The 20,483-nt window shown below is 64.4% G+C and carries 17 protein-coding genes; 12 read left to right on the forward strand and 5 right to left on the reverse strand.

All coding sequences use genetic code 11. From position 1 onward, the window contains the following. Position 1: 1 nt before the first annotated feature. Positions 2-376: a nitrite reductase small subunit NirD gene (gene nirD, locus AC5RU9_RS13295; RefSeq protein ID WP_211713226.1), complete on the reverse strand. Its 375-nt coding sequence runs from the start codon at positions 374-376 to the stop codon at positions 2-4. 281 nt (positions 377-657) lie between these two features. Between nirD and nirB the strand changes: the two genes are divergently transcribed. Genes nirB through AC5RU9_RS13310 form a run of 3 tightly spaced genes read left to right on the forward strand, consistent with a single transcriptional unit; the run spans position 658 to position 5,505 of the window. Beyond that, the gene (gene nirB / locus AC5RU9_RS13300) at positions 658-3,291 is read left to right on the forward strand and encodes a nitrite reductase large subunit NirB (RefSeq protein WP_494016810.1); all 2,634 of its coding nucleotides are present in this window, start codon (positions 658-660) and stop codon (positions 3,289-3,291) included. A gap of 9 nt (positions 3,292-3,300) precedes the next feature. After that, on the forward strand, positions 3,301-4,335 hold the full coding sequence (cobA, locus tag AC5RU9_RS13305; RefSeq protein WP_494016811.1) for a uroporphyrinogen-III C-methyltransferase: 1,035 nt from the start codon (positions 3,301-3,303) through the stop codon (positions 4,333-4,335). A gap of 12 nt (positions 4,336-4,347) precedes the next feature. After that, positions 4,348-5,505, forward strand: coding sequence for a uroporphyrinogen-III synthase (locus AC5RU9_RS13310; RefSeq protein WP_211713223.1), 1,158 nt, complete (start codon positions 4,348-4,350; stop codon positions 5,503-5,505). Positions 5,506-5,518: 13 nt separating this feature from the next. On the opposite strand, the gene AC5RU9_RS13315 is transcribed toward AC5RU9_RS13310, so the two are convergent. Both AC5RU9_RS13315 and AC5RU9_RS13320 read right to left on the reverse strand, forming a co-directional pair. Beyond that, the gene (locus AC5RU9_RS13315) at positions 5,519-6,817 is read right to left on the reverse strand and encodes a Y-family DNA polymerase (RefSeq protein WP_494016812.1); all 1,299 of its coding nucleotides are present in this window, start codon (positions 6,815-6,817) and stop codon (positions 5,519-5,521) included. Positions 6,818-6,993: 176 nt separating this feature from the next. Further along, positions 6,994-8,460 (reverse strand): sugar porter family MFS transporter, encoded by a 1,467-nt coding sequence (locus AC5RU9_RS13320; protein ID WP_494016813.1) that lies wholly within the window; start codon positions 8,458-8,460, stop codon positions 6,994-6,996. A gap of 136 nt (positions 8,461-8,596) precedes the next feature. Between AC5RU9_RS13320 and AC5RU9_RS13325 the strand changes: the two genes are divergently transcribed. Further along, positions 8,597-9,610, forward strand: a complete 1,014-nt coding sequence (locus AC5RU9_RS13325; RefSeq protein WP_494016814.1) for a LacI family DNA-binding transcriptional regulator — start codon at positions 8,597-8,599, stop codon at positions 9,608-9,610. On the opposite strand, the gene AC5RU9_RS13330 is transcribed toward AC5RU9_RS13325, so the two are convergent. Beyond that, positions 9,607-10,038 carry a LexA family protein gene (locus AC5RU9_RS13330; protein WP_494016815.1) on the reverse strand — a complete coding sequence of 144 codons (432 nt, stop codon included), beginning with the start codon at positions 10,036-10,038 and terminating at the stop codon, positions 9,607-9,609. The two genes, AC5RU9_RS13325 and AC5RU9_RS13330, sit on opposite strands and share 4 nt — an antisense overlap. Before the next feature lie 99 nt (positions 10,039-10,137). Next, a complete protein-coding gene (locus AC5RU9_RS13335) occupies positions 10,138-10,743 on the reverse strand; it encodes a dihydrofolate reductase family protein (RefSeq protein WP_494016816.1) in 606 nt (201 codons plus the stop codon). A 98-nt stretch (positions 10,744-10,841) separates the two neighbouring features. On the opposite strand from AC5RU9_RS13335, the gene AC5RU9_RS13340 reads away from it, so the two are divergent. The 8 genes from AC5RU9_RS13340 (at position 10,842) to AC5RU9_RS13375 (ending at position 20,369) form a co-directional block, all read left to right on the forward strand. After that, the gene (locus AC5RU9_RS13340; protein ID WP_494016817.1) at positions 10,842-11,267 is read left to right on the forward strand and encodes a hypothetical protein; all 426 of its coding nucleotides are present in this window, start codon (positions 10,842-10,844) and stop codon (positions 11,265-11,267) included. Between the two features lie 153 nt (positions 11,268-11,420). Further along, positions 11,421-14,060 (forward strand): GMC oxidoreductase, encoded by a 2,640-nt coding sequence (locus AC5RU9_RS13345; protein ID WP_494016818.1) that lies wholly within the window; start codon positions 11,421-11,423, stop codon positions 14,058-14,060. Positions 14,061-14,134: 74 nt separating this feature from the next. Beyond that, on the forward strand, positions 14,135-16,069 hold the full coding sequence (locus tag AC5RU9_RS13350; RefSeq protein ID WP_494016819.1) for a hypothetical protein: 1,935 nt from the start codon (positions 14,135-14,137) through the stop codon (positions 16,067-16,069). Further along, the gene (locus AC5RU9_RS13355) at positions 16,066-17,139 is read left to right on the forward strand and encodes an alpha/beta hydrolase (RefSeq protein WP_494016820.1); all 1,074 of its coding nucleotides are present in this window, start codon (positions 16,066-16,068) and stop codon (positions 17,137-17,139) included. Before AC5RU9_RS13350 ends, AC5RU9_RS13355 begins: the two co-directional genes overlap by 4 nt. Beyond that, a complete protein-coding gene (locus AC5RU9_RS13360; RefSeq protein ID WP_494016821.1) occupies positions 17,136-18,092 on the forward strand; it encodes an acetoacetate decarboxylase family protein in 957 nt (318 codons plus the stop codon). Before AC5RU9_RS13355 ends, AC5RU9_RS13360 begins: the two co-directional genes overlap by 4 nt. Continuing rightward, complete coding sequence (locus AC5RU9_RS13365; RefSeq protein ID WP_494016822.1) at positions 18,089-18,571, forward strand: hypothetical protein; 483 nt, start codon at positions 18,089-18,091, stop codon at positions 18,569-18,571. Before AC5RU9_RS13360 ends, AC5RU9_RS13365 begins: the two co-directional genes overlap by 4 nt. Continuing rightward, on the forward strand, positions 18,568-19,029 hold the full coding sequence (locus AC5RU9_RS13370) for a hypothetical protein (protein ID WP_494016823.1): 462 nt from the start codon (positions 18,568-18,570) through the stop codon (positions 19,027-19,029). The genes AC5RU9_RS13365 and AC5RU9_RS13370 overlap by 4 nt, the downstream gene beginning before the upstream one ends. After that, positions 19,026-20,369, forward strand: a complete 1,344-nt coding sequence (locus tag AC5RU9_RS13375; RefSeq protein ID WP_494016824.1) for a patatin-like phospholipase family protein — start codon at positions 19,026-19,028, stop codon at positions 20,367-20,369. The genes AC5RU9_RS13370 and AC5RU9_RS13375 overlap by 4 nt, the downstream gene beginning before the upstream one ends. Positions 20,370-20,483 lie beyond the last annotated feature (114 nt).

The following is a 20,483-nucleotide window of genomic DNA, read 5'->3' on the forward strand; positions in this document are numbered from 1 at the left end:
CCTAGACCTCAACCTCGATGAAGCCATCCACCAAACGGGTGCGGAAAGCGTCGAGCCTGAGGTCGGGGTTGGTGAAGCACTCGCCGGTTTCGAGGTCGTAGACCTCTTTATGCAGGGGCGAAGCGATAGTCGGCCGGCTACCCCTGGACCCGATGATCCCGCGTGCCATGACGTTCGCGAGGGTCGCCGGGTCCTGCTGGGCGACAGCGAAAACCTCGGTGTCCGCGGTGCGGAAGAGTGCAATCTGGCGTCCGCCGATCAACGCGGCTTCGCCCCAGGCCAGTTCGAGCTCGTCCACCGGGCAGACACGCTGCCACCCAGCGGTGGCGCCCAGGTCCTGCTCAAGAATGTCGGTAACGTCCAGAATTACGGTCATGTCAGCCCCTCTCACTGTGTCCGGGTGCTGGCGGTTTCCGCCGTCACTCCCCCGGACAGGGCCACGCTTGCGGCCACTCCTCCACGCTAAAACCCGGGTGTTTCATCAGGGGGCGCCGATTGTGTCCACCTCGTAAAAGAGACCTCACACCACAGGAAATGTCCTCGTGATGCAGAAGTTAAGATCACGAAACAAACGGGAAACTGAAGCGAAACTGCCCGTCCCTAGGCTGGAACCACAAATTGCGGAGATCCGTCTGCAACATCTGCGAAAGGCCCACAGTGACCGGACACACTTCGAGTACAGAGAACCCGCGCCGCATCGTCGTCGTCGTCGGCGGCGGCCCCGCTGCCCACCGCTTTGCTGATGCCATGTTCAACCGCGGACTTGAAGGTTGGCAGGTTACGGTGCTGACCGAAGAGGCCCACCTCCCCTACGACCGCGTGGCATTGAGCAAGGCGCTCACCGAAACCGGCGTGGACCTCACCCTGGGCGACGCTTCCATGTGGGAGCACGAAGCAATCACCCTCAAGACCGGCGAGCGCGCCGTCAAGATCGACGCCGCGGCCAAGAGCGTCCTCACTGCTGCCGGCAACAAGTACGAATACGACCACTTGGTGGTCGCCACGGGTTCGGATGCCGCCCGTCTCCCCATCCCCGGCGCCGAGCACACCCACGTTTACCGCACGCTCGACGACGTGTGGGCCATCAACAAAGCAATCGCCGGGCTGACCCAAAAGTTGGGCCGCAAGGTCAATGCCGTCACCATCGGCGGCGGCCTGCTGGGACTTGAGTCCGCCGCGGGAACCGAACAATTGGGCGCCACTCCGATCGTCATCAACGGCGCTCCGTGGCTCATGAACACCCAGCTTGACGAAGGTGCGGGCCAATCGCTTGGCCGCTTGATCGAAGCCAAGGGCTTCACGGTCCACGGCGGCGTGTTCCCCTCCGAGGTCATCACCGACGACGACGGCCAGGTCACCGGGGTCCTCATGGCCGACGGCCGCACCATCGACGCCGACCTGGTCATCGTTGCGGTCGGCGTCAGGCCCCGCGACAACCTCTTCCGGGCCGCTGAGGGCGAAGAGCAACTCTTCAGCATGGGCCAGCGCGGGGGCGTGGTCATCAACGACTTCTGCTCCACCGAGGTGGAGGGCATTTGGGCCATCGGTGAAGTAGCCAACTTCAACGGCATGTGCCTGGGCCTGGTTGCTCCGGCCAACACCATGGCCGAGATTGTTGCCGACCGCCTGCACGGCGGGGAAGCAACGTTCCCAGGCTTCGACACCGCCACCAAGCTCAAGCTCTCCGGTGTGGACGTCGCGAGCTTCGGCGACGCGTTCGCGAGGACTGAGCATGCCCTCGAAATCGTTTACGCCGACCCGGCGCGGGGCGTGTACCAAAAGATCGTCACCACCGACGATGCCAAGACCCTCCTGGGCGGCATCTTCGTGGGCGACGCCTCCCCGTACATGAGCCTGCGCCCCCTCCTGGGCCGGGAACTCCCTGCAGAACCCGGCGCCTACCTGAGCGCGGCCGGCGGTGGCGAAGCCCCGGAAACCGAGCTCCCGGACGACGCCATCCTTTGCTCCTGCAACAACGTGTCCGCCGGTACCATCCGCGACACCATCAACGGTTGCGGCGCCTGCGAAGGCAACGCTCCCGTCCAGGAACTTGGCGAGCTGAAGGGCTGCACCCGGGCCGGTACCCAATGCGGCTCCTGCGTTCCGATGCTGAAGAAGCTCCTCGAAGGCGAACTGACCAAGTCCGGCATCGAGGTCTCCAAGGCTCTTTGCGAGCACATCAGCCTCTCCCGCCAGGAACTCTTCGACGCTATCCGGGTGCTGGAGCTGACATCCTTCGAAGACATCATGGCCAAGTACGGCACCGGGGCAGGTTGCGATATCTGCAAGCCGACCATCGCCTCCATCCTTGCCAGCCAGCACTCCGCCTACGTCCTGGACGCCGGCCGCGGCGCCCTGCAGGACACCAACGACCGCGCCCTGGCCAACATGCAGAAGGACGGCACCTACTCGGTGGTTCCGCGCATCGCCGGCGGTGAGATCACGCCCAAGGGACTGGGCGTCATCGCCGCCGTCGCCGGGAAGTACAACCTCTACACCAAGATCACCGGTGGCCAGCGCATCGATATGTTCGGCGCCCGCCTGGAGCAGCTGCCGGATATCTGGAAGGAACTGGTTGACGCTGGCTTCGAGTCCGGGCAAGCCTACGGCAAGAGCCTCCGTACGGTGAAGTCCTGTGTGGGGTCCACCTGGTGTCGCTTCGGTGTCCAGGATTCCGTGGCCATGGCGATCGCTTTGGAGCTGCGCTACCGCGGTCTTCGCAGCCCGCACAAGCTGAAGATGGGCGTCTCCGGTTGTGCCCGCGAATGTGCAGAGGCGCGTGGCAAGGACGTCGGCGTGATCGCCACCGCCGACGGTTGGAACCTCTACGTGGGAGGTAACGGAGGCGCCACCCCGGCACACGCCAAGCTCCTCGCCAAGGACCTGGACGACGAAACCCTGCTGAAATACATTGACCGCTACCTGATGTACTACATCCGCACCGCCGACCGGCTGCAGCGCACTGCACGGTGGCAGGAAGAGCTTGATGGCGACATCAAGCACGTCGAGGACGTTGTGGTGCACGATTCCCTGGGCATCGCCGACGAGCTCGAAGCGGCCATGGCCAAGCACATCGACACCTACGAGGACGAGTGGGCCGAGACCTTGAAGGATCCGGAGCGCCTCCGCCGGTTCCGTTCCTTCGTCAACGCCCCCGACCAGAAGGACGAGTCCATCTCCTTCGTTCCGGAGCGTGGCCAGATCCGTCCGGCCACGAAGGAAGAAAAGGGCGGCGTGCTCATCGCTTCCACCATCCCGGTCCGCAGCGAGACCGTCAGCGCAGAAAACTAGGGGTCCCCCATGCAGCTCACCATTGATCTCACCGGACGCGATGTCCTGGTTGCCGGCTCCGATAAGTCTGCCCGCCAAGCAATCCGCCGATACCAGAACGCCGGAGCCCACGTGTTCCGGCTGAGCACACCCGAGGGCGTCCCAGCTGACGGCCAACTCCCGGGGCGCCCGTTCCTGGTGGCGGTGGTGGACGACGGCGAGGCCGGCTGGCTCGCGTTGGTGGAACACTGCCGCGATGCCGGAATTCCCGTAGCGTTCGAGCCCGCACCAGGCGTCGAAGGCCACGTCACCCTGGTGGGCGGTGGTCCGGGCGCCCTGGACCTGCTCACCGTCGGTGCCGTGGAAGCCCTGCGCGACGCCGACGTAGTGTTCTACGACCGGTTGGCTCCCTACCAGGAGTTGGCTTCCCTTACCTCTGCCGAGCTGGTTGACGTGGGGAAGCAGCCCGGCCTCCATAAGGTCACCCAACGCGACATCGAGAAACTCATGGTTGAAGCTGCGCTGCTGGGCAAGAACGTGGTCAGGCTCAAGGGCGGCGATCCCTATGTGTTCGGACGTGGCGGCGAAGAGGTGGCGGCCTGCGTTGCGGCCGGCGTGCCGGTGCGTGTGATCTCTGGTGTCACCAGCGCCATTTCCGTACCGGCCGCAGCCGGAATTCCTGTAACGCACCGCGAAGTAAGCCACATGTTCACGGTTGTCTCCGGCCACGCTCCCCTGACCGAGAAAGAGCACACCCACCTTGCCGGGCTGGGCGGAACGATCGTGGTCCTCATGGGCATAGGCACCCTGCCCCAGCTTGCCGCGGGCCTTCGCCGGGCGGGGATGAGCCCGGACATGCCGATGGCCGTGGTGGAACGCGGATACCGTCCCGGGCAGCGCACCACCATCGCCGAACTCGGTACGATCGAAACTGCAGCCACCGGTTGCAGCAACCCTGCCGTGCTGGTCATCGGCGAGGTGGTCAGGGTGGCTGAAGCCAACCGGAACCACGCCGAATCATCCGCCGAACTGAGCCGACTCGCGGCTTCGCTCCTTGAAGCCTGAAGGTAAAAACACATGACTGTTGCACGTGCCATCGAAGTCCAGGAAGCCACTGCAGCTCCGGAAGCAACCGAAGCCGCAGATGCTCCGCTGGACGGATTCCGCATCGGCGTTACCTCGCACCGCCGTTCCCGTGACCTCATCGAGGCACTTGAGCGTCGCGGTGCGAGCGTGTTGCACGCCCCTGCTTTGAAGATCGCCCCTGTGCAGGAAGACATGGTCCTCATCGAGGACACCCGGACCATCATCGCTGCCCGGCCGGATATCTGTATCGCCACCACCGCCTACGGTATGCGCCGTTGGTGCGAAGCCGCTGATTCCTTTGGCATTGGCGAACAGCTCCTGGAAGCGCTGTCTGCCTGCCGCATGTTTGTCCGGGGGCCCAAAGCCCGCGGTGCCGTCCGCGCGGCAGGACTCGCCGACGTCGGAATCAGCAGCGACGAAACCACCGCAACGCTGGTGGACATGCTGCTGGCCGAAGGCGTGCGGGGAAAGACTGTGGCCGTGCAATTGCACGGGTACACGGACGTCCGCCAGCTGGAACGGCTCCGCATGTCCGGTGCCACCGTCCTGACCGTGACCCCGTACCGCTGGGTCAAACCCGACGGCGAAGACAAACTGCCTCGCCTGATCGAAGCCGTGGTTGGCGGGAACCTGGACGTCCTCACGTTCACCAGCGCCCCGGCAGTGGACGCCATGTGGAGCACCGCGCATGAAATGGGTTTGTACCGGTCCCTCATCGAAGCCCTTAAGGGACCCGTCACGGTCGCCGCTGTCGGGCCCGTCACCGCGCAGCCACTGGTGGACGCCGGCCTCACCCCCCTCATTCCTGACAGGTACCGTATGGGTGCGTTGATTCGCCTTGTGACGGAGCACCTGTCCCTGAACCATGTGCGGCGGTTGGAGACAAAGAGCGCCACGATTGAGCTGCGGGGTCGCTGCTTGCGGATCAATGGTGAGGTGGTGGATTTGGCTCCTGCGCCCCTGCTGCTGCTGCGGGCTCTGCTCGGCGCTGGTGGAGCTGTCCTGTCCCGGGAAGCGCTCTCGGACCTGTTGGACCTGCGCGGATCCGTCCATGCCTTGGATATGACGGTCAGCAGGCTGCGCTCCTCCCTTCCCGACGGCAAGCTTGTGGAGACAGTGGTCAAGCGGGGCTACCGTTTGAGGGCATAGGTTTCCCGACACGTCAGGCCGCCTTCACCAAGGGAAGTTCGTCCCAGTTGGTGGTGTAGCGGGGGCTGAGCATGTCGCGCTTCATGGACCAGTCCGGCCCGCCCTTGATTCCCGCATGGCCCAGGCCAATGGAACCGCGGCCGTACTTCTTGCTGACCTCTTCCAGAAGGCTGCCGATTCCCCGCTCCTCATGTGGGTTCTCGAAGATCTTCAAGGGTTTCTGGTTTCCACTGGGACGGAGGTCCGTGACCATGATCCCGGCTTTGGCGTACCGCACGCCTTCCTGGATCCTGGGGACCAAAGCGTGCGCCGCCCTGGTCAGCAGGACCGGATCCGAGGTGGGCATGGGTAGCTTGACGCTGACAGTGGGAAAGGATTTGTCGTTCGGGTTGTAGACCGACGTCTGGGCGAAGGCGGTCAGGAGTTTGGCTTGGAGATCATGCTTGGCCAACCTGGCGCTTGCCATTTGCCCGTAGACGCTGAGCACCTGCCGCATCCCGGCTGCCGTGGTGATGGGCGTGGAAAAGGAACGGGAGAAGATCAGCTGGTCCCTGCCGATTCTTTCTTCTTCCATGGGAATGCACGGCGTGCCTTGGAGTTCCAGGACCGTTCGCATCATAACGATCGAGAACTTGTCGCGCAGGGCAATGGGATCGGCCCGGACCAGGTCCAGGATCGAGAAGATCCCCATGGCGTTCAGTCGCTTGGTGAGCCGGGTGGCGACGCCCCAGATCTCGATCACGGAAAGCCTGGCCATGAGCGTTTCCCGTTGTTCTTCGGGAATCGAGTCCCAGCGGCACACCCCGTGGAACGCCGGGTTGTGCTTCGCCCACTTGTTGGCCAGCTTGGCCAGGGTCTTGGTGCGGGCGATTCCCACGCACACCGGAACCCCCACATGCTTTTGGCAGGCTGCCTTGATGGTGCGCCCCAACTCCAGGAGCTCCGCGGGCTGTCCTTTGACGCCGAGGAATGCCTCATCGATGGAGTAGACCTCCTGCCACGCTGAGAAACGGGCCAGGAGTTCCATGACCCTTGAGCTGATGTCGCCGTAAAGCTCATAGTTGCTCGAGAGGGCAACCAGGCCCCATTCCTTGGCCCTGGGAGCGAGCTTGAACCATGGATCCCCCAACCCGATGCCGAGCTTCTTGGCTTCCGGAGACCTTGTCACTGCGCAGCCATCGTTGTTTGAGAGGACTATGAGCGGCCTGCCTTCCAACGCTGGATTGAAGGCCCGCTCGGCCGATGCGTAGAAGCAGTTGATATCCACGTGGGCAATCTCCTGCATCCGGTGCATGATTGCCGGCTTGGACATCGTTCTCCTCCTGATCGCCACTAGCACGCGCGCCTACGCTATCCACGCAGGACACGCCCAGTATTCGAACATATCTTCGAATACTTAAACTGTAGTGCTGGCGGCAGACAAGAAAGCATCCCGCCCGCCGGTATGTGGAAAAGTCCGGTGAACGGGATGCTCGTGAACGAGGAAAGTCAGGAGATTCCCGCGGCGTCCTTCTTGTGCACCAGGTAGATGGCACCCGTGGTGACGTCTTCCTCCAAGGCCTCCAAAGTGCGTCCGCGGGTTTCGGGCACTTGTGTGTAGATGAAGGCGAGCGCGAGGATTCCCACCACCCCAAAGAGGAAGAAGGTGCCGGTAATTCCCACGCCTGCAACCAGCGTGGGGAAGAAAAGGCCTAAAAGGGCGTTGGCGATCCAAAGGCAGAACACCGAGAGTCCAATGGCGAACCCGCGGACGTGGAGCGGGAAGATCTCGGACAGCATGACCCACACAGCGATGTTCAGGAACGTCTGCATGGAACCAACGAACGCGACCACCAGGAACAGGATGACGAAGGGTCGTGCAGCGTTTCCTACCGGCAGCGCGATGGACGCGATACCGATCAGGAAGTGGCAAACCGTGGTCAGCGTGAAACCGAGCAGCAAGGTGGTGCGCCGATTGATGCGCTGCATGAGCGTCAGGGCGATGATGCCACCGACTACCGCGATGACGCCGGGAGCAATGTTGGCAATAAGGGCCGCGTTGGAGTCGAACCCGGCCTCGACCAGCACGGACTGGCCGTAGTACATGATCGAATTGATGCCGGTCAGCTGCTGGGCCACGCCCAGTCCGATGCCCACTAGGATGATGCGCAGGATCCATTTGTCCTTCAGCGCCGCCCAGGACGTTGCCCGGGAGGCCCGTTCCTCGTCGGCGAGGTGCTTCACGTCGGCCATTTCAGCCTCGGCGCGCTCCACGGATCGGATGGTCTTCAAGACAGTAAGGGCTTCGTCCCACCGCCCTTTGGAGATCAGCCAACGCGGTGACTCCGGCATCCGGAGCATGCCGAAGAACAAGGCAATCGCGGGCAGCGCGGCGACAGCCAGCATGACGCGCCACACTCCGCCAAATTCACCCCAGACGTTGCCGATGATGGCGTTCACGACGAAAGCCGCGAGCTGGCCGATGACGATCATCAGTTCATTGCGCCCCGCCAGGGAGCCGCGGATTTCGTAGGGCGCCAGTTCGGCCAGGAACACGGGAACCACCGTGGATGCGCCGCCGACGGCAAGGCCGAGGATGACGCGACCCAGCACCATGACCTCGAAGCTTGGGGCCAGGACGCAGGCAATGGTGCCCGCCAGGAAAAGTACTGCGAGAAAAATGATGGACTTCCGGCGGCCCCAGGAATCGGAGAGCCGGCCGCCCCCAACTGCTCCGGCCGCCGCCCCGAAGAGCAAAGAGCTGGTGACAACACCTTCGGTGAGCGGCGTGAGGCCAAGATCGGCCGTCATTGGCCGCAGGGCACCATTGATGACACCAGTGTCGTAGCCGAACAGCAGGCCACCAAACGTTGCAACCAGGGCCACGAGCCCAAGGCGCTTTCGATGGGGGCCATTGGTCAGCGGAGGAAGCGCGACGCCATGGGCGCCTCCCCGCTGCGTTTGCGTAGCAGACATCAGGACTCCTTTGTCAGTGTGGTGCGGGTCACAAACACCCGCTCTGGATACAGACTAACGCGCGAAAGGTTTAAATGTAAGGTCAAACTAACAAATGACCAATCTTGCTCCAGATCCGCCATGGGAAGATGGGGGCATGGCACCCGAAGAACGGCACCGCCCAGCGACGCAAAGCGACGTTGCCCGTGAAGTCGGAGTGTCCAGGACATTGGTGTCGTTCGCCTTTCGAGGAGCGCCCGGAGTCAGCGGCGAAACCAAGGAGGCCATCTTCGCGGCCGCCAAGCGTCTCGGATACCGGCCCAACGCAGCCGCCGCCGACCTGGCACGCAAGCACCGTTCCGCCGTCGGGCTCTATCTGATGGACATCCGCAACGAGGTCTATGCGGACATCCTCAGCGGCGTCCGCACAGCGCTCCCCCATGACGGCAACCGGCTCATCCTGAGTGTTTCCCGCTCGGTCGACGGCGTGGATCGGGGCGCCCTGGACTCCCTGATCGAAGCGAGGGCCGGGATTATCATCGCGGCGACACTGCTGGACCCCGACGACCAGGTCCAGGAACTGGCCCAAGTCGTGCCGTTGGTCAGCGTCACCCGCCCGGTCGAAGGGGTGGACAGCGTGTACTCCGATGACATCGCCGGAGCACAGGCCGCGACAGCACACCTCCTTGGCCTCGGACACAGGCGGATCGCCCATTTGGCGGGCCCAATTTACGACGGACACACCGCGCGTCGGCAGCACTACGAGAAAACCATGCTCGACGCCGGACTCACGCCACTGACGTTGTCGGCCGACGACTTCACCCAGGAGGCCGGGCAGCGGGCGGCCACCAAACTGCTTGGCCTGCCAGACCGGCCAACCGCGATCTTCACCCACAACGACCAACTCGCCCTTGGCGCCCGCGAAGCTGCCTACGCAATGAACCTGTCCATCCCCAAGGACCTGTCGCTGGTGGGATACGACAATTCGAAGACCTCCCGGCTGCACGGAATCGACCTCACCTCAGTGGACCTGCAGGCGTTCGAGTTGGGCCGGCTTGCCGGATCCGTGGCCCTCGAACGCCTGGCCCACCCCGAGGCGCCCATCGCCGACATCCGCCTCACGCCCCGGCTGGTAGTCCGTAACTCCACCGCGCCGCCGGGCAGCGACTAAACGTGGTGCAGGCACGTGGTGGCAACACCCCAGATGGTCAGTTCAGACAGCGCAGCTACCCTGATATCGGGAAAGGCGGGGTTGTCAGCCTGGAGCACCACGCCCGTTGAAGTGATGCGGAGCCTCTTGATGGTCAACTCACCGTCCAAAACAGCCACGACGACGGAGCCATCCTTGGGTTCAAGCGCCCGGTTAACGATCAACTCATCACCGTCACTGATCCCGGCACCCTCCATGGACTGCCCGGAGACCCTCACCACGAACGTACTGGTCACGTCCTTGATCAGGTGCTCATTGAGGTCAATCCGGCCGTCAAAATAGTCCTGCGCCGGAGAAGGATAGCCCGCCGCGACAGCCACGGGAGCCAAGAGCACCGACAACAAGGAAAAGCCCGCATCTATCACGCGGGGGCCGACGATAACGCCCACAACACACCTTTATTCGAATATATGTTCGATACTCGAGTGTACAACCGATGGGGGACATTGTTATCCCGCAGCCGTGGACTTCAGCGGATCATCGCTGCGCTATTCCTTGACGCCGCCCACACTGTAGGTGACATGGGTGACCAGTCCGGTGCCGCTGACGGAGGTCGGTTCGAGTTCAAGGTTCCCCACGCCGTCGAGCAGCCGCTCCCCGCCACCCAGGATCACGGGAGCTATGTGGAGGCGCAGTTCGTCGATCAGCCCGGCCGACAGGAATTGGCGCGCAGTCGACGCGCCCCCGGCGATGGCCACGTCCTTCGTCCCCGCAGCGTTCCGCGCCGAGGACAGAGCAGCTTCGATTCCATCGTTGATGAAGTGGAACGTGGTACCACCCTGCATTTCCAGGGGCTCGCGAACATGGTGGGTCAGCACATACACCGGCGCGTGATAGGGCGGTTCCTCGTCCCACCAACCGCGCCAGTCCGCGTCCCACGGGCCAGGGCCCGGGCCTGCGAACATGTTCCGGCCCATGATGAAAGCCCCCGCAGCGAGGATTCCCTCCGCCTGCGCGGCGTTGGCTTCGCGCTCCTCGAACTGCCATCGGTGCAGGGTCTCGCCCCGCTCCCCCAACGGCATCTGAAGGCTCTGGTGGGGACCGGCAACGAAGCCGTCGAGGGACACGGTGAGGTCGCATGTGACTCGGCTCATGCGCCCATCATTGCATCCCAAACCCTGAGGTGGTGCCAACCCCTCGCCAAACCGCCACAGCAAGGCGGACACTGAGGCTAAACCTTCAGGAGGATCCCATGGCAAGTGCAGCAAACCTGGAGCAACTTGGCATCCTGGTGGGCGAGTGGGAAACCACCGTCCCAGGGCGGGAGGTGAAGGGCCGGACGACGTTCGAGTGGCTCGAAAACGGCGGCTTCCTCATCCAACACTCCACGGTGCAACAGCCGGACTACCCCAACTCGGTCAGCATCATCGGCGCCACAGGCTCCGACGGGGCGTTCCAGCAGCACTACTTCGATTCCCGCGGTGTCGCACGAATCTACGACATGATCCTCGAAGGCAATGTGTTGACGCTTTTCAGGGACGGTCCGGACTGGCCCCAGCGATTCGTGGGACGGTTCAGCGATGATGGCAACACCATCAACGCACGTCTGGAACGCGGCACGTACCCCGGCGGACCACTGGAGCACGACTTCGACATGGTCTACACGCGGCTACGTTGACACCCGGCGGGCACCAACCAGTTACTCCACCTCATTTACAGAACCCTTGCCCGGTGGGAACATAAGGCCCATAGTCCGCGGAGGCATCGCCCGGCCACACCCTGCGACCCCATCCCGCGACGCAGCGAAAGCTCTCCTTCGAGAGGAACGGCCATGGGTCGTCTGGGAACCGGAAACGGCGGAGATACGGGTTCTGAGCCCGCTACTGCTCCGGTACGCCACACGTCGAACGGTATTGAGAAAGTTGATGCCGTGGTGGTCGGTTCCGGGTTCGGCGGTTCCGTAGCCGCCCTCCGGCTGGCCGAGGCGGGCCAATCCGTGGTGCTCATGGAGCGCGGCAAGCCTTATCCGCCCGGCAGCTTCGCGCGCTCGCCGTCGGAGATGGGCCGGAACTTCTGGGATCCGGACCGCGGCTTATACGGCCTCTTCGATGCCTGGACGTTCCGCGGCACGGAGGGGCTGGTGTCCAGCGGGCTCGGCGGCGGTTCGCTGATCTACGCCAATGTACTCCTGCGCAAGGACGAGAAGTGGTTTGTCAACGAATCACCCATCCCCGGCGGCGGCTACGAGAACTGGCCCTTCACGCGGGCAGACCTGGATCCCTACTATGACGCCGCCGAAGCCATGCTCCAGCCGGTCCCCTACCCTTACCGGGACACGGCCAAGACAATGGCCATGGAAAAGTCTGCCGCCAACCTGGGCCTCTCCATCACCCGGCCACCCATTGCCGTGACGTTCGCGGCAGGACCTGGGCAGGAACCAGGCACCAACCGGGCGCTTCCGCTGCCCGAGTACGGCAGCATCCATGGCCCAAACACGGTCAGGACCACATGCACACTCAGCGGCGAATGCGACATCGGCTGCAACGCCGGCGCCAAGAATACCCTGGACCACAATTACGTCTCCGCCGCCGCCTTCCAAGGAGCCGATGTCCGCACTTTCCATGACGTCCGCGGCATCCGGCCCCTGGATCAGGGCGGCTATGAGGTCCGTTACGTGGTCCACCAGCCCGATCGCCAGGGCGAACTGCTCACGGAGCGCATCATCCACTGCCGCCGGCTCCTCCTCGGTGCAGGAACGTTTGGCACCAACTTCCTCCTGCTCCGGAACCGTGGCTCCCTTCCCGCCCTCAGCGACGCCATGGGGACACGGTTCAGCGGCAACGGCGACCTCCTGACGTTCATCATGGCCGCGAAGACCCCGGCCACCAACGGCGGGCGGCCGGGAGTCCGCACGTTGACCGGCAGCAAAGGTCCCGTGATCACCACGGCGATCAGGGTTCCGGATTCGAACGACGACGACGGCGACGGCCGCGGCTACTACGTGGAGGACGCCGGGTATCCGGCCTTCATGAACTGGCTCATCGAAACTGCGCAGTTACGAACCACCATCAAACGCACCGCAAAAGTTGCTGGGCAGCTCTTCAGGGACAGGCTGTTCGACGCCGGCCGCTCCAACGTCTCAGCCGACCTCTCCGCAGCTCTGGGCGACGGACACTTGTCCTCCAGTTCGGTGCCGCTGCTCGGCATGGGCCGCGACATTCCCGACGGCGTCATGACACTTCGCGACGGACGCCTCGCCATCGCGTGGACCATGGCAACCTCGCAGGAATACTTCGGCCGGGTCCGCAGGACCATGGAAGCGATCGCCAAGGACCTCGATGGCGACTTCGTTGACAACCCGCTCTGGTGGGCCAAACGCGTCATCACCGTCCACCCGATCGGTGGTGCTCCGGCCGGACGGCATCCGGGCGAAGCGGTCTGCGACCCGTACGGGGAGGTCTTCGGCTACCCCGGTTTGTTCGTGGTGGACGGATCCGCGATGCCTGGTCCCGTGGGCGCCAATCCGTCGCTGACCATCGCCGCCTTCGCGGAACGTACGTGTGCGCACATCATCGAGCAAGCGGACAGGGTGAGCCGTGGCGGCATCAACCCCGGCGCCGCCGCACGCGCACAGCGGGAGGCGGCTGGTGCACAGCGGGAGGCGACTAGCGCCGTCGTCGACGTCGGTTCGGTGGCGCCGCGCGCCCTGGCGCCGGACGCAACCAAAGGCAAGGCCGCGCCGCAAGAGCAGCCCGCGAGCGCCTACCCGGAAACGGCGAGCCGCAGCCTGGGTTCCCCGGAAAATGCCACATCCAGCAGCGAGGCGACCTCCGTGCGTTTCACCGAACAGATGCACGGTTGGTTCAGTCCGGGCGTGACGGATCCGGAACGGGGCCGGAGCCTGGGCCGGGATCGCAGCCGGAAGATCATGTTCGAATTGACCATCATCGCGGAGGACATCGACGCGTTCGTCGCAGATCCCGCCCATCCTGCCAGGGCCGAGGGCTACGTGCTGGCCGACTACTTTGGCGGCCGGATGCCTGTGGAACGTGGCTGGTTCAATCTGTTCGTGAAGGACAATTCCGACGACGGCGTGCCGGCCAGGCGCATGCTGTACAGGCTGTGGCTCCGTGACCCTGGCGGCACGCCATTCACCTTCACCGGTCACAAGCTGATCCATCACGAAACAGGGCTCGACGTCTGGCCGGACACCACCACCCTCTACGCGACCATCCTGCGCGGACACGTGCCTCCGGGGGCCGCGGAACCCGATCCCGAAGGCGTGGCAGGCGCGGGGATCCTCTACATCCGACCCCTGGACTTCGCAAGGCAGCTCACCACGTTCCGTGCCGAGGGCCCGTCTCCGACGGCTGGGTTGCTGGCTTTCGGAACGTTGTTCGGCGGCGAGCTATGGCAGGTCTACGGGCGGGCACTCAGGCGCGTCCCGTTCCCCCTCAAGCCGAAGCGATGAAAAGCCGGGAGCTCGCGCAACACCACGCAGTCCTGGGTTTCACGCCCCAGGAGGCGGTTCGTTGGCTCTCACCCATGTCTTTGGCGAGGACTGCGCTGAAGGTCATGGCGGCCACTGTCTTTGCCGACTTCGGGGACAAGCGTGAGCTGGAGGGAGGTTTCCCCGCCGATCCCCTGCGCCTGGACAAACTCCCCGTGCCGGGCCAACCAGCCCAACCATCCGTCAGCAGCAGGGGGCTTCCATTACCGGGCGAGCCACCGGGCGAGCTACCGGAAACCGTCCCAGCAGCGACGGACATGTGGCTCGACTACACGGCGGATCTCGGTGATGGCTTCGATTCCAGCTACACGGTGGCGTCCCTGCTGGCCCAGGACTCCCTGAGCGTGGACGGCCATGAACTCCCCCGCGGCAGGGTGCTGGTCCTGGGTGGGGACGAGGTGTATCCGGTGGCGTCCCCGGCAGCGTACGAGAACCGGATGGCCGGGCCGTATCGGATGGCCTTTCCGAAGCGAAACGTTGCGTTGCGAGGCCCGCAGAGCACGGTCAGCGGCCAAGATAGCCTGCAGAGCGGGCCTCACAACGAGACCCCGATCATGCTCGCCCTGCCCGGGAACCACGACTGGTACGACGGGCTCACCTCCTTTATCCGGACGTTCACCCGGCAAAGGAGCATCGGCAGGTGGCGGACCATCCAGACGCGAAGCTACTTCGCGGTCCGGCTCTCGGGCGAACCACCCGGCCCCGACGGCAAAGGCACGCCGGGCTGGTGGCTCCTGGGATTGGACAGCCAACTGGGGCAGTACATCGACGAGCCCCAACTGGACTACTTCTACCGGAACGTCACACTCCAACTGCAACGCGGTGATGCGATCATCCTGTGCGTCGCTTCGCCCTTCTGGGTCAAAGCCGCCGAACCCGGGCTCAACGCATTCCGGCAGGTCAACTTCTTCGAACAGGACTACCTTCGCCGCCGTTTCGACCCGGAAACGCAGACGTTTCAACCCACCGGAGCCAATGTCCGGCTGTGGCTCAGCGGCGACCTGCACCACTACGCACGGTACGAACAGCGAGGACCCGGCGAACCCCGGAACCTCCCCGCGGATCCCACCATGACCCAGATGGTCACGTGTGGCCTGGGTGGGGCCTACCTTTCCGACGCCCACTGGCTCCCCGACGACGTGATCCTCCCAGCACCGTCCACCGCGCCCGGAGAGTCCGCCGCCGTACGCGACACCACCACCGCGCCCCGACGATTCACCCGGATGCCCGCGGTCTATCCCGGCCCCGCCGATTCCCGGCAATTGGGTCGCCGGCTCGCGAACCCCCTCTCCCCGTTCTGGCTCCCGGTCCGCAACCCCGGGTTCGGGCCTTCCCTGGGCCTGGTGCACATCGCGGCGACCCTGACCCTGTGGACGGTCTTCAGCGCATTCCGCGGCGAATCATTCGTTGACAGTTTGCGCAGCCTCAGGGAGGGGAACACTGCCCTGCTGGTGGTCTGGGTGGTGCTGGCCATGCCGCTCCTGCTGGCCGCCGTAGCCCTCACCGCCCGCGCGCTGGGCCTTGCAACATCCGGACTTGTCGTCTTTGTCCGGGGCGCGCTCTACCAGCTGTCCGCGCTCGCGGTCAGTGCCGCCGTCGTGATCCTGATTCCTTGGCCGGAGTGGCCGGACGTCGTCGTCCTGCTCCTCGCGGTCACACTGGCGTACCTGGGTGGGTGGGCTGTTGGCAGCGAAGCTTTCGCCCTGTTTATCCTGGCGACTCCCACCGGGGAAGTGTCGTCGTGGAAGATGTCCGGGCAGTCCATTGAGGACCACAAAGGGTTCCTCCGCATGCATCTGACCCCCGACGGCGACCTCACCATCTACCCCCTCATGGTGGACACGGTCAGCCGGGACTGGCAGCTGGCAACCAACGACGACGGCGCGCGGCTGGTTCCGGCCAACGGCCTGCCCACCGTTCGGCTGCTTGAACAACCCATCACCATCGCACGGAAGGGAAGCACCCCATGATCATCACCCGTGCCGAGCACAGGACCGAGGTCATCCCGATCCGTGCCCGGGACAACACACCGCTCAGCCTGGTCCACGTCACGTCCCCGGCGGAGGCCACGAAAGGACCGGTGATCCTGGTCCACGGCTCCGGCGTCCGTGCGGAGCTGTTCCGGCCGCCGGTCAGGACCACCATTGTCGATGCCCTCCTTGAGGACGGGTGGGATGTGTGGATGCTGAATTGGCGGGCGTCGATCGACCTTGATCCCCTGTCCTGGACGCTTGCCGACGCCGCCGTGTACGACCATCCCGCGGCCGTCGAGCATGTCCTGGCCGCTACCGGTGCGGAGACGATGAAGGCCGTGATCCACTGCCAGGGGTCCACCTCCTTCACCATGTCCGCAGTGGCGGGCCTGCTGCCCCAAGTGGACACCATCGTCTCCAACGCTGTTTCCCTGCACCCGGTGGTCCCCGCATTTTCGCGGCTGAAGATCGACTACCTGACGCCGGTAGTCAAGGTCTTCACTCCGTACCTTTCACCCGCGTGGGGCTACAAGTCACAGGGCTACTTCACCCGGGCCATCCGCGGCCTGGTGAAAGCCACCCACCACGAATGCGACAACACCGTCTGCAAAATGGTCAGCTTCACGTACGGCAGCGGCCGCCCTGCCCTGTGGGCCCATGAAAACCTCGACGACCCCACCCACCAATGGCTGAGCGGCGAGTTCGCCGAGGTCCCCGTGACGTTCTTCGAGGAAATGGGCCGCAGCATCAAAGCCGGGCACCTGGTGGCCGCCGGCAACCATCCGGAACTTCCACCCAACCTGGTAGCCGAAGCCCCCCAAACCGACGCGAGATTCGCTTTCATCGCAGGCCTGGACAACCTGTGCTTCCTCCCCGAAAGCCAGCAACGCACCTATGCGTTCTTCCAACAGCACCGTCCAGGCAAGGACACCCTCCACCTCATCCCCGGCTACGGCCATTTGGACGTCTTCTTTGGCGACCACGCCTGGCAGGACACATTTCCGGTCATCCTCCAGGAGCTGAACGGAACACAGGAAACCAGTACAGCCCAGGAGCCAAGGTCATGAAATCCCTTACCGAGCTGGTCACGCCGTTGCTCAAGCTCATGCCATCACCGGTCCCCCGCAGGCAGGAGCGGCTCCGTGGACAGCATGCCTACGCCGATGGCATCAAATACGTGATGCCGGTCAATTCGGATGATTCCCCCGTCCTCATGGCCGCCTTTCCCATCGACAAGCGGGCCGCAGCGGCCGCACTCCCGGGTTCCGAAATGCGGCCGTTCAGCCTGGGCGGCAAAGGACTGCTCGTAGTCACTGTGGTCAACTACAAATCCACGGACATCGGGAAGTACATCGAATACTCGCTGGCCATCGCCATCACCCACGGGAGCCGGCCCGCACCGCCCATCCTTCCCCTGCTGTTCCAGAAGACCTTCAAACTGGGCCAGTTCGTGGTGGACCTGCCCGTGAGCTCCGAAGTGTCCGTCAAGGGCGGGAAGGGAATCTGGGGCATGCCGAAGCACCAAGCGAACCTGGACTTCGTGGTCACCGACTCCACGGTGTCGGCGCAGTATGACCAGGACGGCCAACTCGGCTGCTACATCGAGATCGAACGCCCCGAACCGCTGGCACTACCCCTCAAACTGGCCGCTTCCAACTACTGCGTCTTCCGGAACATGCTCTGGAAATCGGACATCTACTTCGAAGCCTCGGGCGACATCGCACTCGGAGCGCAGGCCAAGGCCCGGCTCATCCTCGGTGACGCGCCCGGCGTCGAACCCCTCAAGAACCTGCAGGTAGGGAGCAAACCCGTGTTCACCGCCTGGCTGCCCGAGGCCCACGGAGTCCTGGATGACCACTTCGAAGCGTGGTTCCTTACCGCTCCCACCGAAGCCGGAGCCTCAGCGCTCAAAGGCGGAGACATGATGGACAGCGTGGCGGACCTTGGCCAAAGCCAGAAGTGGCTTGCCCCGCCGGACCGGAGCCGGATATCCGGCGCTCCCGCAGGAAACACCCCATGAACTGGTTACTCCTCCTCAACGCCCTCTATTTCCTCTTCGGCGCCACCATGTACGTGGGCACCATGTGGGTCCTGAAATTCTTCCTCTACCCCACCTGGCACGGACTGGCGCGCGACAACGTGGACATGCACTTCGGCATCCCCACGCGGGCCGCCACCAGGTTCTTCACCGTGGTGGTGCCCATCATGTTCATCTCCGGCGGCATCCTGGTGTGGTCCGAGTGGGGCACCGTCCGGGTCATTCCAGCGATCATCTGCCTGCTGGGAATCATCGTCCTGACCTGGGTAGGGCAAGGGATCATCATTCCCATCAACATCCGGATCCGTGGCGGGGACTTCGCTGACGACGCCGAACTCCGCGCCCTGCTTAAACGCTGGATGATGCTCAACGACATCCGCTTCTACGTCTCCACCCTGACCTGGGCCGCCATGGTGTGGTTGCTGGTGGACCGGGGTCGCCTGCTGGAATCCTTCGCATGACCGCGAACCAGCACGCTTCCCGGAAAAACCACCCTCCCGGGACGGTGGCGTGGGCCGCAGCCGATCCGCTGAGGGCTGTCCTGGCCGCGATCGCCATCATCACCATCCTGACGGGCGCCATCCAGGTCCCGTTCGGCGGCCCGGTCCTCCAGATCATCGGCGCCGACTCCACGCCCGGAACCCGGCAACTCTTCGGCACAGTGGGGATGTTCATGGTGGTAGTCGGTGGGCTTCTCCTCCACACCCTGCTCAACCCGGTCCCTGCACCCGAAGTGGTGCTCTGGTCCGGGGTGCAGAAGGCCGGAGCTTTCGGGGCGGTCGGGATTGGCGTGCTGAATGGCGTCTTCTCACCGCTCGCGCTGCTGGTCGCCTTCTTCGACCTCACGACGGCGGTACTGCTGTTCATCTACTGGCGCCGTATCCCGGCGCCGCCGCTGGGTGCCGGGCCCGCCCGATGAAACGCTCACTGGTCCTCGCCGGAGGAGGGATGCGTGTGGCCTGGCAAGCCGGAGTGATGAAAGCCCTCGCGGAAGAAGGCCTGGAATTCCAGCATATCGATGGCACCTCCGGCGGGATCCTCACTGCCGGGATGTTGCTCTCCGGGGTCCCGCCCGAGGAACTGTGCACCCGGTGGTCCGGCGTGGACGTCAAGGACTTCGGCTCAGCGCTACCGCTGGGTGACTACCTGAAAGGGCCGTGGTCCCTTCCCGCCATCGGGGACGCCGACGGCATCCTCAACAAAGTCTTCCTGGCGCTGGGGATCAACGACGCCACCATCCGGGCACGCGCAGCGGAACCGGACGCCGTCGAGGGTTCCTTCAACGTGGTGGAGTTCACCGGAAAACAGTGCCACGCCATCGACGCAACAGCCATCGATGCCGAACTGATGGCTGCTGGGATGTCGTTGCCCATTTTCCTGGCTCCCCTGCGCCGGGACGGGCAGGTCTGGACCGATGCGGTCTGGGTCAGGGACGCCAACGTGGCCGAAGCCCTGAGGCGCGGCGCCGATGAGGTGTGGCTGATCTGGTGCATCGGTAACTCGCCCTATTGGGGTGATGGGCCGTTGGAGCAGTACGTGCACATGATCGAAATGAGTGCCATGGGCGCGTTGCTGGCGGACTTCGAGGCTGCCAAAGCTGCCGGACGCGAATTCGTGCTGCACGTGGTCCGGCCCGAACATCCGCTCCCCCTTGACCCCGAGTTCTACCTGGGCAGGATTGACGCGGACACCCTGGTGGGCATGGGCTACCGCGATGCCCGGAACTACCTTGCCACCATGGAAGCCGCAGGGCTGTCCAAGGACTCCACCTGCACCGCCATGACTGAGCCTGCCCCGGGGGTGCGCTTCAACGACACCCTTCGCGGCGAACTGGACGGCTCGCCGCTGACGTTCCGGGCTGCCGTGGTGCTGCCTTCGGTCCGGGGACATGAGCCGCCCCAGCTCACCGGCTACCTTGAACACGCACGGTTCGGTCGCGTGTTCCTGGCGGACGGGCAGGTGGAGACCCACGGCGACGACGTCGGCTACCGGGCACGGATCAGGCTCGACGGCGGGTGGCAGGACTTGTCGGTGACGCGGACCCTGCGGGACGACCCCGGACTGGACGCCTGGGCCGACTCCCGGCGGGCCCGGCTTGAAGTGGGCGGGTTGGCTGCCGATCTGACCATGAGCCTGCCCGATGCTGCGGGGCTCCTGGCATCGGTTGAACCAGTCGGAGCCCATAGATTCGTTGACCGGGCCGATGCCGTGGCGGGCTTCGCCGGGAACGGCTTCCGCGAACTGTTGCGACGGTACTGACCCGGACCCTGGAACCTGATGTGACGCACGTTATTACCGGCTGGTAAACAACACGCTACGGATCAGCCAAAGATGGCAACAGCGGGGAAACACCCGCGAAAAACCGGACGCCTA

It is taken from the genome of Arthrobacter sp. B0316-5-4, from assembly GCF_059090325.1.